This window comes from Psychromonas sp., from assembly GCF_041586535.1.
Classification (GTDB): Bacteria; Pseudomonadota; Gammaproteobacteria; order Enterobacterales; family Psychromonadaceae; genus Psychromonas.
On sequence record NZ_JBFGZY010000001.1, the window covers coordinates 1 to 12,878 of the forward strand.

Consider the following 12,878-nt stretch of genomic DNA (forward strand, 5'->3'; position numbering starts at 1 on the left):
ATAATGCGGCTATTAATATTCACAATGAAGGGCTAAGACTACTCGCTTAAAAATTCGTGGCGGCAGGTAGTGCCGACACGTTAAACGCTTGTAAGAGGTTTTAGAAGACTAACGCAACTTAATGTTGCAATGCCTAAACCATTGACGACAAGAATCACCTTGCTTTAGCTGGGTGAGCTTCAACTGCTTATTGTTTTATAAAGGTTTCTTGCATCTTAACATGTAGTTAACATTAACATTGCCGGTTATCATAAACTTATCCTGCAGCGGGGAAAATTCAACACCGCACAAATCTTCGCAGTTTAATGCAGTATTATCAATGGCCGCTAATAACTGCGAAGGGCGGATAAATTTTTCATACTCATGGGTGCCCTTAGGTACCCACTGCAGCAAATGTTCGGCACCGACAATCATCAGCAAATATGCTTTCAGGGTTTTGTTAATAGTCGAAAAATAAACCGTGCCACCCGGTTTGACCAAATCGCAACAGGCTTGCACAATCGATGCAGGATCCGGAACGTGCTCTAACATCTCCATACAAGTTACCAGATCAAACTGACCCGCATGCTGGAGGGCAAACTCTTCCGCCGTTATTTTCTGATATTGTACTTTTGTCTGCGTCTCGAATGCGTGTAATTGAGCAATTTGTAAAGAAGCATGCGCCATGTCTATACCGATCACATCAGCACCTTGTTTTGCCATACTTTCCGCAAGAATACCGCCGCCACAACCGACATCAACAACAGATTTGGCAAATAAACCGTCAACACCCTGCTCTATATAGCGTAAACGCGTCGGATTAAGCATGTGTAACGGTTTAAAATCACCTTCTAAATCCCACCATTGTTCAGCCATTGCTGAGAATTTTTCAATTTCTTTTGCATCGACATTATGTGCAGTTGTACTTTTATTGACTGGCATGCATTTTTACCCGATTTTTGTAGATGAGGCATTATAACGGCTAAAAAAGATAAAACAATTCAGTGAAGTAGAAGTCGAGAATTAGCATAATGCCTATAAAATGCAGCCATTATCTGTATTGAAGCATCTCCTGCAGGAGGATATGCAAAACCGGTTCTGATATTAATAGGCGATTCAGCAAAATTAATTGCAGGTAACGCTTGCTTTATTACATTTGCACGCTGTCAATATGGACAGGGTCGTTAAATAACAAAAATTAGCCCCTTACAGGGGATTTAGTTAATTATTTTTTTGTATGAAAAAACACCACAAATGGCGTGATACGGTTTATTTGTGCCATAGATTAATTCTAAGCGCATATTAACTGAAAAATGCCGTTGAATTTATCTCTTCATCAATAATATGTGTTAGAATGCTTAACTCACAAAAATTCAACCAATATACTAATAAAATAAGGATTTAGGCCTCTATGAGCGAATTTGCATCAGACGTTTCTCCGATTAACATTGAAGATGAATTAAAGAACTCTTATCTTGAATATGCAATGAGCGTAATTGTAGGGCGAGCTTTGCCGGACGTACGCGATGGTCTTAAACCTGTTCATCGCCGTGTTTTATTTGCCATGAATGTATTACGTAATGACTGGAATAAACCTTACAAAAAATCGGCACGTATTGTCGGTGATGTTATCGGTAAATACCACCCGCACGGTGATACTGCCGTATATGATACTATCGTTCGTATGGCACAGGATTTCTCCTTACGTTATATGCTGGTTGATGGCCAGGGTAACTTTGGTTCGGTCGATGGAGATAGCGCGGCTGCAATGCGTTATACGGAAATTCGTATGCAGAAACTTGCACATGAATTATTAGCTGACTTAGATAAAGAAACTGTTGATTTTGTACCTAACTATGACGGTACCGAGCAGATCCCTGAAGTTATGCCGACCAAAATCCCTAACCTGTTAATTAACGGGACATCGGGTATTGCAGTAGGTATGGCAACCAATATTCCCCCGCATAATCTGGGCGAAGTGATCGACGGTTGTTTGGCATTAATTAACAATGCAGATATTACTATTGATGAGTTAATCGAGTTTATTCCCGGACCTGATTTCCCGACAGCCGCTATTATCAATGGCCGTAAAGGTATTATTGATGCTTACCACACCGGTCGAGGCAAAATAAAGGTACGCGCTAAGGCTGAGATCGAAGTTAATGAAAAAAGCGGTCGTGAAACGATTGTGGTGCATGAACTGCCTTATCAGGTCAATAAAGCACGTTTAATTGAAAAAATTGCCGAATTTGTAAAAGATAAAAAAATAGAAGGGATCAGCGCATTACGTGATGAGTCGGATAAAGACGGCATGCGTATGGTGATCGAAGTTAAGCGTGGCGAAGTGGGCGAAGTGGTTTTAAACAACCTTTACGCACAAACACAGATGCAGGTGACCTTCGGTATTAATGCCGTAGCCCTTGACCACGGCCAGCCAAAGCTGTTTAACCTGAAAGAGATGCTCGAAGCGTTTGTTTTACACCGCCGTGAAGTGGTTACCCGTCGTACTGTATTTGAACTGAAAAAAGCCCGTGAACGTGCCCATATTCTGGAAGGTCTGGCTATCTCCTTAGCTAACATCGAACCCATTATTGAATTGATTCGCCATTCAGCAACACCCGGTGAAGCTAAAATCGCTTTACAGGCGCGTGGCTGGGATCTTGGACACGTTGCCCCGATGCTTGAAGCAGCCGGTGTCGATGCTGCACGTCCCGATGGCTTGGCGATTGAATTCGGTGTGCGTGATAATCAGTACTATATGACCGAGGTGCAGGCGCAGGCTATTCTGGATTTACGCTTACAAAAATTAACCGGTCTTGAGCATGAAAAAATATTAAGTGAATATAAAGAACTGCTTGATATTATTGCCGCATTATTATTCATCTTAGAAAGCCCGGCACGTTTGATGGAAGTTATCCGTGAAGAGTTAGAAGAGATCAAAGCCAACTTTGCCGATCCCCGCCGTACAGAAATTACCGCCAGTGAAACTGATCTGTGTATGGAAGACTTGATTTCTGAAGAAGATGTGGTAGTGACACTTTCCCATGAAGGTTACGTTAAATACCAGCCGTTAAGCGATTACGAAGCACAGCGTCGTGGCGGTAAAGGTAAAGCAGCCACTAAGATGAAAGATGAAGATTTCATTGAAAAACTGCTGGTGGCCAGTACCCATGATACTATTTTATGTTTCTCTACCCGCGGCCGCTTATACTGGCTGAAAGTATTCCAGTTGCCATTGGCATCACGTCAGGCACGTGGTCGTCCTATTGTTAATATTCTACCCCTTGAAGAGGGCGAACGTATTACCGCTATTTTACCGGTACGTGAATATGCCGATGATAAATTTGTGTTTATGGCGACAGCAAACGGTACGGTGAAGAAAACTGCATTAAGTGCTTATAGTCGTCCACGCGCAAGTGGTCTGATTGCGATTAACTTAAATGAAGATAATGAGTTGATCGGTGTTGATATCACCGACGGCTCAAACGAAATCATGATCTTCTCCGATGCCGGTAAAGTGGTGCGCTTTAAAGAAGCGGAAGAAATACCCGCTGTTGATGAAGATGGTCAGCCGATACTGGATGAAAATGGCGAACAGGAGATCAAGTTTAAAGGTGTCCGTCCAATGGGACGTACGGCGACGGGTGTACGTGGTATTAAACTCAAAGACGGTGAAAAAGTCGTTTCTCTGATTGTGCCTAATGAAACCGGGCATATCTTAACCACCACTGAAAATGGTTATGGTAAACGTACTCCTCTTGCTGATTACGCGCCTAAGAGCCGCGCTACCCAGGGTGTTATCTCAATAAAAGTGAGTGCACGTAACGGTAAAGTGGTTGGTGCTGTGCAGGTTGATGAAAACGATGAAATCATGCTTATCTCCAATAAGGGCACTTTAGTACGTACCCGCGTCAGTGAGGTTTCTGTGGTTGGACGTAATACTCAGGGGGTTACCTTGATCCGTACCGCAGAAGATGAAAAAATCGTTGCTCTGCAGCGTATTGATGAAATAAAAGATGAGCCCGTCTATGAAGAGGGTGAAGCAATGGTCGAGGAAAGTTCCGAGTCTACTGCTGAAACATCTGCTGATGATTCAACGGAAGCATAACGATTAGTTCTGCTTTATTAATAAAAAAACGGCTTTTGCCGTTTTTTTGTTTCTCCAGACGAATAATTGTCATGGTTAACTGACCTGATCTTTGGATAAGCGACATTCCTCAACACCGTTATTTTCGCCTCTCTCTACGTTAAGTTTGCTTGAAATAGCTGAGTATTACTTCACAAACTTGCCTTGATAGGGACGAAAACCCCGGCATTGAGCGCTACCTGAGCTAAAAAAGAGAAATTCATCAATTATAATGCCCATTATCCAGAGTTCAGGTTAACTAGCTGTTTCTTCATCTTTAAATTAATGCTAGTTTTATGACCCCAGAAAATCTAATTCACTTAATTGATATCCTAGAAGAAGAAAATAAATGAGCAAAATATTTAATTTCTGCGCAGGCCCGGCCATGCTACCTGAAGCAGTAATGCAAAAAGCACAACAAGAGTTTTGTAACTGGCAGGGGTCTGGCGTTTCGGTGATGGAAGTCAGCCACCGCAGCCCGGAATATATTGAGATGGCTGCACAGGCAGAACAGGATCTGCGTGATTTATTAGCAGTACCTGATAATTATAAAGTGCTGTTTTGTCATGGTGGTGGGCGCGGACAGTTCGCAGCTGTGCCGTTAAACCTGCTGGATAGTAAAGTTGATGTGGATTATTTACTGACCGGACAGTGGTCAAAGTCAGCGGTTGATGAAGCAAAAAAACACGCCCGCGTGACGGAAACCAATATCCTGATTAAAACCGCGGATGGCAAAATAGGTGTGAAACCCTGCGCGGAGTGGAAAGTGAATGCAGGTGCTGCCTATGTTCACTATTGTCCCAATGAAACCATTGAAGGTATCGAAATTTTTGAAACACCTGAAACCGGTGTGGTGCCATTAGTTGCGGATATGAGTTCAACGATCTTATCGCGTCCGATTGATGTTTCTAAATTCGGCGTTATCTATGCCGGGGCGCAGAAAAATATCGGTCCGTCAGGTTTGGCGATTGTTATTGTGCGTGAAGATTTAATTGGTAAAGCCCGTCAAGCTATCCCTTCTATCTTTGATTATAAAGTGCAGGCTGATGCTGATTCAATGTATAACACGCCGCCAACCTATGCCTGGTATTTAGCGGGTTTAGTCTTTAAATGGCTAAAAGAGCAGGGCGGCTTAGTGGAGATGGAAAAGAAAAATATCGCTAAAGCAGAATTATTATATAACTTTATCGATCAGTCTGATTTCTATCGCAATAATGTTGATAAATCAGTGCGCAGCCGGATGAATATCCCTTTCCAGCTTGCTGACGATGGCCTCAATGAAGCATTTTTAAGCGAGTCAAAAGCAGCCGGATTATTGACACTAAAAGGTCATAAACTAGTGGGTGGCATGCGTGCCAGTATCTACAATGCGATGCCGATTGAAGGTGTTCAGGCTCTGGTTGATTTTATGGCAGCATTTGAAGCCAAATATGCGTAATCAGACGGGCCGGGAAGAGAGATACGCTACTCGGCCAGACTGCATCACTTTCCAAATGGATTGAATATAAAAATAGTTTTACATGCTTGTGGACTTGGCTCGGGTAATAACAAATTGTAGGGAAATTATTATCTTTTCTTGAATCACTTGGGGCGCGGACTTCAGTCCGCATCTTTTGATTTTGTTTAGATCAACAGCCCCTAACAATGCGGACTGAAACAGTAACATATTATTTTTTAGACAAAAAATAAGTTATTACACTTAACCTGAGTTATCTACCTAAGCATATCGTTTAATACAAATTACTATCTGAAATTAAGGATAAAAGATGAGCTGTGATTTTTTAAAGCTTGCTAATACCGGAGTACAAAAACTGCACCCCTATCAGGCAGGAAAGCCAACGTCAGAATTAGAGCGTGAATTGGGCATTAGCAATATTGTTAAACTGGCTTCCAATGAGAATCCCTTAGGCCTTAGTGCAAAAGTCAAAGCTGCACTGCAAAAAGAACTGGCTGAGTTAACCCGCTACCCTGATGCAAATGGCTTTTACCTGAAGCAGGCTCTCGCAGATAAATATCAGATAAACTTAAATCAGGTGACTCTTGGTAATGGCTCAAATGATCTGCTTGAACTGGTTGCGCGTGCTTTTGTTAATCCGGAAAATGAAGTCATCTTCGCACAGTTTGCTTTTGTTGTTTATCCGATTGTGACACAAGCCATTGGCGCTAAGGCGGTTGTTGTACCGGCTAAAGATTACGGTCATGATTTAGACGCAATGGCGGCGGTCATCAGCCCTGCCACAAAACTTATTTTTATCGCCAATCCCAATAACCCGACGGGGACTTTTTTAGAGGCGGACGAAATTAGCGCTTTTCTGAGCAGGGTACCCGAAGATGTGCTGGTGGTATTGGATGAAGCCTATTTTGAATATGCCGCGCAGGATCGCCGCGGTAATGCGATTGCTTTAATTGAACAGTTTCCCAACCTAATTGTTACCCGTACTTTCTCAAAAGCTTACGGTCTCGCCGGGTTACGTGTCGGTTACAGCGTTTCAAACCCGCAAATTGCAGATATTCTTAACCGCGTTCGCCAACCCTTTAACTGCAACGCCTTAGCGCTTAAGGCGGCAGAAACGGTTCTTCAGGATCAAGATTATCTGCAGGAAAGCGTGCTGTTAAATAATCAGGGCATGGCGGATTTAACTGCATTCTTGAGCGAATACGGATTGCAGTATATCCCTTCAATGGGTAACTTTATTACCGTCAATGTAGGGCAGTCCGGAGATCTTGTATATCAGGATTTATTGCAGGAAGGGGTGATTGTCCGTCCGATAGGCGGATATGGTTTACCTGAGCATCTGCGTATCAGTATTGGTAGCCATGCAGAAAATCAACGTTTTAAACAAGCCTTAGTTAAAGTGCTTAAGCTGGATAAAAAATAGAGGATAAGATGGAACAATTATTATTACAACCAATCGCTAAGGTAGACGGTGAAATTAACCTGCCGGGCTCTAAAAGCCTTTCTAATCGCGCGCTTTTATTAGCCGCTTTAGCCAAAGGTACAACGACACTGACCAATTTACTGGACAGTGATGATATTCGCCATATGCTTAACGCGTTAAAAAAACTCGGTGTAAATTATCAGCTTGCAGATGATAAAAAACAGTGTGTGGTAGAAGGATTAGGACGCCCCTTTAATAGTGCTGAATTAGGTCAGCTTGAGCTCTTTTTAGGCAATGCGGGTACCGCGATGCGTCCGTTGTGTGCAGCTCTGTGTCTCGGACAGAGGGAATATCTGCTGACCGGTGAGCCGCGCATGTTTGAGCGTCCGATTGGCAGCTTAGTAGACGCATTACAGCAGGCCGGCGCTGATATTACTTATCTTGGTAATGAAAACTATCCGCCGCTTAAAATCAAAGGCACCGGACTTAAAGGCGGTAATATCAAAATTGACGGTAGTGTTTCAAGTCAATTTCTGACCGCCTTTTTAATGGCGGCTCCAATGGCCTCTGAAGATACGGAAATTGAGATAGTCGGTGAATTGGTCTCCAAGCCTTACATTAAAATTACCCTGCAAATTATGCATGACTTTGGTATTGATGTTGAAAATGAGAACGGCAACTTCCAGCGTTTTGTGATTAAAGGCGGACAGACCTACAGCGCACCGGGTTCTTATCTGGTTGAAGGCGACGCATCATCTGCTTCTTACTTTTTAGCAGCAGGGGCGATTGCCGGCGGCAGCATTAAAGTAACGGGTATCGGCAAAAAATCGGTTCAGGGTGATATTCAATTTGCCGATGCCTTGGAAGCGATGGGCGCAAAAATAGAGTGGGGCGATGATTATATTAAAGCCAGCAAAGGGCAGTTAAAAGCGATTGATATGGATATGAATCATATTCCTGATGCCGCAATGACTATTGCCGTGGCAGCTCTGTTTGCCGAGGGAACTACGGTGATTCGCAACGTTTATAACTGGCGGGTAAAAGAAACCGATCGTTTATATGCGATGGCGACTGAATTGCGTAAAGTCGGCGCTAATGTGGTAGAGGGACATGATTTTATTGAAGTGACTGCACCGGAAAAAATAATCCATGCAGAAATCGATACCTATGATGATCACCGCATCGCGATGTGCTTCTCACTGGTGGCATTAAGCGGTACGCCGGTAACAATTAACGACCCTAAATGTACCTCAAAAACTTTTCCTGATTATTTTGAGAAGTTAGCTTCCGTCACCTGCTAACTTATTATAATCGCTAATTAAAAAGCCCTGCACTGCAGGGCTTTTTTGTTTGCCCAGCAAAGCTGGCAAACCCGCTCACTTGCAAGATAGTGGAGTTCGCCCTGATTGAGGGGAAGATAATCCGAATGGCAAGCACCAAATTGCAGGACAGCCAAATCTTTTTGGCGCTCTAGTGGTGACTGCTTTAGTTTTTTATTAACACTGAATTTTCAAAGGATTGGGTGTCCTTCATTTTTCCATCCGACCCGGTTATTCCTGCTGACTGAAAAATTTATTCTTTTTCCTGCGTTGCATCGATTTCAGTGCGTGGATCCATTTCATAAGCGGCAGGACCTGCCATATCAGTGACAGTACGGAACTCTTCTTTTGTTTCTAAATTAGCCGGTGATACGTGACTACGTCTTCTGAATAATACGATAATAAAAAATAAAATAAGACATGCGCCGGTAAAAGCATACAGGCCATCGGCACCGATTAACCCCATCGAGACTGATGCCAACGGAGCGCCAATTGAGGAGGATAGGCCCAGGGTGATTAACATCGCGCTGCTTATTTCAACAAATTCATCTGATGTCGCATTATCGTTCGCATGTGCCAGACAGATCGCGTATAGCGTCATGCAGGTTCCTCCCCAGAAAAACGCGGAAATGGTTGCCGGCCAGCCTGCAAATGTTGTTACATAGTAGGGCAGACAAACGAATAATAAGGACACTGCAGAACCGACCAACGCCATATACATGAGTACACTTCGTCTATCAAACTTATCAGAAATTCTGCCTAGTGGCAGCTGAAAACATGCACCTCCAAGCACAGTCGCGGATAAAAATATGCCCAACTGAGTGCTGTCAAAACTATTATCTTTTGCATAGATCGGTGCTAAAGACCAAAATGCGCCTGTCACTAAACCACCAACAACTGCGCCAATTAGTGCGATGTGTGAATGTTGCCATACCTTGGAAAAATTTATTTTTACTTGATGAACGGCAGCAGGTGCGGCAGATCGGGTGAGTGAGACTGGTATGATCGCAATTGATATTAATATTGCAGCTAAACTAAATAGCACTGCGTCTTGCTCGCTACCCAAATTGAACAGTTGCTGCCCACACATAACCATTACTAAATTTAAAGTCGTATAAATGGAGAGTATCGAACCTCGATTTTGTGCGTTTGCGTTGCCATTCAACCAGCTTTCGATGATCATATACAGGCCTGAAATGGCGAAACCTATTAAGAACCTCAGTAGCAGCCAGCCATAAAACTGAGGCAATAGGGGGAAGATTAAGATCACAACAGAATAAGATGTCGCCAGTACTGCAAAGCTGCGAATATGACCCACTCTTTTCAACATCAAAGGTGTTGCTAAGCACCCAGATACAAACCCTAAAAAATAGGCAGAGCCTGTTAATGCTACTTGAGTGTCGGAAAATCCGGCTGCGCTGGCTGCTATGGGTAATAAGGTCAGTAACAGTCCGTGGCCAATTAATAAAAATGCATCAGAAATGAGTAATGAGGAAATAGGGATTAATGCGTTTATCATATAACTCCAATAGGATTTGCTCATGATACGGTCTTTCTGACACCCTCATTATCGCTATCCCAAAATTGCTTGAATGTAGCCCTGACTTTATTGCTGTAAGTGTGAATTATATGTTAGGACGTTTTTGGCTTTCAATTTTTGCTCTGAACTTTTGGCTTTGCACTGTGTGTTGCCTGCCTACTTGATTACTACACCTTAGTGTCTAAATGCCATCATAAATGGAAGAAGTGTATAAATTAAATACCGGCTTTTTCTAAAAAGTCACAGACTAGATAATTTCATGGAAGAATTATGCCAAATATAAATTATATGTTTTATCTATATTAATCATCGTGTTACTGGATTTGGAATCAAATAGGCTGATATTTTAGCACCAATTTGGTGTGAATTTTACAAAAGCGCACTTTTTGGCACATAAATTCAATGGGTCATGCAAGAGGCCTTTCATTTTGCATTATTTCATTACTTAACCTCAACCCTGGATAGTGGGCATTATAATAGATGAAGTTATCTTTATTGACTCAGGTAGGGCTCAATGCCGGAATTTTCGTTCCTTTCTGCGTTAAATCATCTCCCAATAGCCAGCTATTGCTTCGATGATTTGCCTTGAACTACACAAAACTAACAGCACTGTATAATGTAAATCTTTAATATTTTGATATTAAAGGGAATTTCGATTCCATTATCCAGAGTTGAGGTTAAGTAATGATATGAATATAAGAAGCTGATTCTTTATAACGATTTTTATAAAAAACGTTGGTCGAGTAACGCAGTAAACATTAATCATGAGGCGGATTTTAAATGCAGCGGGCACTAACAGATGTAATCAACTTCGAACAAAACCCTTTAGATAGTGATAGCTTTCGTCGCAAATACAAGCAAACGTTAGACGAAAACGGAGTGTTGGTTATAGGTGATTTTTTAAAGCCATCGATCATTTCATCTCTTCTGCGCGAAGGTGAAGAAAACCAACATCTGGCCTATTACGCGGCCAATATGCATAATATTTATCTCACTGAATCTGATCCGCAATATTCACAAGCGCATCCTCGAAATCGTCAGGTTTCATCATCAAAAGGTTGTATTACAAAGGATCAGATCCCCTCGGGCTCTGCTTTACACACGTTATATGATGCGCCTGAGTTTCGTGAGTTTTTATGTGCGCTGCTCGATCAACAAGCGCTATATGAATACGCAGAGCCATTGTCATCAATCAATCTTCACTATGCTAATGAAGGGCTGGAGTTAGGCTGGCATTTTGACAATTCCTCTTTCGCTATCACCTTAATGATACAGAGCCCTGAAAATGGAGGTGTATTTGAGTATGTGAAGGATGTGCGTGATGCCGATAGTGGCGATATGAACTACAGGCTTTCTGAGAAAATTCTCGATGGTGAGGTCGAAACAAAAACATTAGCAATGGACACCGGCGCACTCGTCTTATTTCGAGGTCGTAACGCGATGCACAGAGTCACTCCGGTAATGAATAGTCGTACCCGTATGTTGGCGGTACTTGCCTACAACACCCTGCCAGGTATATCGCTTTCAGAGTCGGCGCGTATGACTTTTTTCGGACGGTTAGGGTAAGCAGTGCGGAACACCGGCTGCTGGCATACAGGAAAATAACCCGGGCAACTGCATATTGGCATTATTTACCGAAAAACTTCTTCATCATACCGATCGCACCATCGAGCCCGCCGACTGATTCGATTATTGAACCGCCGCTACTTGCCTGATCTATCATTCGAGGTATTGCGTCGCGTAGGCCTCCGACTGCTTCTGACTCATTCAATCCAAGCTCTGAAGCGAAGCTAGCAATTTTACCAGAACCGAATAAATCAATAATATTGCTCACACTCATTTCCGCATTATCGCCATTTCCCAGAAAGGACGCTGCCATCTCCGCCATACCGCCGCCCTGCATTTTATTCAGTAAGGAACCGATATCCAGTCCGCCATCTGCGTCAACTCCTATCAGATTGGACAATGCATTTGAAATCATATCTAAATTAAGTCCGCTACCCGCGTCACCACTCATTTTACTGTTGCTAAATGCTGTGGCGCCCATTTTTAAAAGACTGGCCATATCCATATTAATCTCCTATCTGATTGAACCTGTCCTGAATAAATTCGAGTTAATATTAGTGCATAGTTTAAGACTTCGCTGACAATTTAATAAAGAAAGGATAGTGCGTAAGCGTTGCTCAGGTGCAGTTAAGCGAAGAACTCAGTTTTTTCAAGAGAGCTTATTTAATCATCAACGGTTTTGATCACTTGATTATGGGGAGTACCAGTGCCAATCGTCACGTTTTTACTCAATGACTGCAGAACATATTGATAAATAAACGCGATACAGCTAGTGTGAATCTTAAATAAGATCACTGTTAGGCTGGCGTGCTCAGTGCCATCCTATATAGCTGATTATTATCGTACTATTTGGCCCTCACTACCTTGGAAAAGCATATGAAGCATGATGAGATTCCGGAGAATCATTCTGATCCGTTATTAAAAATATTACATAGGGCGATAAGAGTAGCGATAAAAATACTCGCCGTGTTGATGGTACTGGTCATATTCTGGAGTGTTGTCGATGTTATCTATGTTATATATCTTAAGCTTAAGTCTCCTCCCTATTTCATGCTTAAAATCGAAGATATACTGCAGACTTTTGGTGCCTTTATGGTAGTACTGATAGCGGTTGAAATTTTTACTAATATTCGTTTGTACCTTGGCTCTAATATTATTCCGGTAGAACTGGTTATTGCCACTGCTCTGATGGCGGTTGCCCGTAAGGTTATTGTATTGGATCTTAAACTGGTGAGTTCAGAACAGATCGTCGGTATTGCCTTGGTGATAATTGCATTGGGGATCTCTTACTGGCTGGTCAAGCACACTAACAGGGGGGATTAGAGGTTTGCAAGATTACCCGTAACATCATAAGACGGCAGCGCTTTTCTGGCCTGGAATCTGCGTTGCCATCAGCATCAGGGGAAAAATAAAAGGGATAAAAAACATCAACTATAAAGCGCCTGAGGATAAGGCCGCAGATTTCAGGG

General features: G+C 42.6%; 9 protein-coding genes. 6 read left to right on the forward strand and 3 right to left on the reverse strand.

Features of this window, described 5'->3' with window-relative positions; genetic code table 11:
- Positions 1-195 precede the first annotated feature (195 nt).
- Positions 196-921, reverse strand: a complete 726-nt coding sequence (gene ubiG, locus ABZA00_RS00005) for a bifunctional 2-polyprenyl-6-hydroxyphenol methylase/3-demethylubiquinol 3-O-methyltransferase UbiG (protein WP_372880082.1) — start codon at positions 919-921, stop codon at positions 196-198.
- Between the two features lie 469 nt (positions 922-1,390).
- Here ubiG and gyrA point away from each other — a divergent pair, with 469 nt between their 5' ends.
- The 4 genes from gyrA (at position 1,391) to aroA (ending at position 8,285) form a co-directional block, all read left to right on the forward strand.
- Positions 1,391-4,087 (forward strand): DNA topoisomerase (ATP-hydrolyzing) subunit A, encoded by a 2,697-nt coding sequence (gyrA, locus tag ABZA00_RS00010; RefSeq protein ID WP_372880083.1) that lies wholly within the window; start codon positions 1,391-1,393, stop codon positions 4,085-4,087.
- Positions 4,088-4,454: 367 nt separating this feature from the next.
- Positions 4,455-5,543, forward strand: coding sequence for a 3-phosphoserine/phosphohydroxythreonine transaminase (serC, locus tag ABZA00_RS00015; protein WP_372880084.1), 1,089 nt, complete (start codon positions 4,455-4,457; stop codon positions 5,541-5,543).
- A gap of 328 nt (positions 5,544-5,871) precedes the next feature.
- Entirely contained in the window at positions 5,872-6,984 is a 1,113-nt protein-coding gene (hisC, locus tag ABZA00_RS00020) for a histidinol-phosphate transaminase (protein ID WP_372880085.1), read from the forward strand.
- Positions 6,985-6,992: 8 nt separating this feature from the next.
- Positions 6,993-8,285: a 3-phosphoshikimate 1-carboxyvinyltransferase gene (gene aroA, locus ABZA00_RS00025; RefSeq protein WP_372880086.1), complete on the forward strand. Its 1,293-nt coding sequence runs from the start codon at positions 6,993-6,995 to the stop codon at positions 8,283-8,285.
- Between the two features lie 271 nt (positions 8,286-8,556).
- On the opposite strand, the gene ABZA00_RS00030 is transcribed toward aroA, so the two are convergent.
- Positions 8,557-9,822: an MFS transporter gene (locus ABZA00_RS00030; protein ID WP_372880087.1), complete on the reverse strand. Its 1,266-nt coding sequence runs from the start codon at positions 9,820-9,822 to the stop codon at positions 8,557-8,559.
- Between the two features lie 900 nt (positions 9,823-10,722).
- On the opposite strand from ABZA00_RS00030, the gene ABZA00_RS00035 reads away from it, so the two are divergent.
- Entirely contained in the window at positions 10,723-11,409 is a 687-nt protein-coding gene (locus ABZA00_RS00035; protein WP_372880088.1) for a 2OG-Fe(II) oxygenase, read from the forward strand.
- Between the two features lie 61 nt (positions 11,410-11,470).
- Here the strand turns inward: ABZA00_RS00035 and ABZA00_RS00040 are convergent, their stop codons facing one another.
- Entirely contained in the window at positions 11,471-11,914 is a 444-nt protein-coding gene (locus tag ABZA00_RS00040; protein WP_372880089.1) for a YidB family protein, read from the reverse strand.
- A 371-nt stretch (positions 11,915-12,285) separates the two neighbouring features.
- On the opposite strand from ABZA00_RS00040, the gene ABZA00_RS00045 reads away from it, so the two are divergent.
- The gene (locus ABZA00_RS00045; protein ID WP_372880090.1) at positions 12,286-12,732 is read left to right on the forward strand and encodes a phosphate-starvation-inducible PsiE family protein; all 447 of its coding nucleotides are present in this window, start codon (positions 12,286-12,288) and stop codon (positions 12,730-12,732) included.
- Positions 12,733-12,878 lie beyond the last annotated feature (146 nt).

Bases quoted from the DNA above. Each gene is read 5' to 3' on its own strand.
- ubiG (WP_372880082.1), bottom strand. From the start codon at position 921: ATGCCAGTCAATAAAAGTACAACTGCACATAATGTCGATGCAAAAGAA.
- gyrA (WP_372880083.1), top strand. From the start codon at position 1,391: ATGAGCGAATTTGCATCAGACGTTTCTCCGATTAACATTGAAGATGAA.
- serC (WP_372880084.1), top strand. From the start codon at position 4,455: ATGAGCAAAATATTTAATTTCTGCGCAGGCCCGGCCATGCTACCTGAA.
- hisC (WP_372880085.1), top strand. From the start codon at position 5,872: ATGAGCTGTGATTTTTTAAAGCTTGCTAATACCGGAGTACAAAAACTG.
- aroA (WP_372880086.1), top strand. From the start codon at position 6,993: ATGGAACAATTATTATTACAACCAATCGCTAAGGTAGACGGTGAAATT.
- ABZA00_RS00030 (WP_372880087.1), bottom strand. From the start codon at position 9,822: ATGATAAACGCATTAATCCCTATTTCCTCATTACTCATTTCTGATGCA.
- ABZA00_RS00040 (WP_372880089.1), bottom strand. From the start codon at position 11,914: ATGGATATGGCCAGTCTTTTAAAAATGGGCGCCACAGCATTTAGCAAC.
- ABZA00_RS00045 (WP_372880090.1), top strand. From the start codon at position 12,286: ATGAAGCATGATGAGATTCCGGAGAATCATTCTGATCCGTTATTAAAA.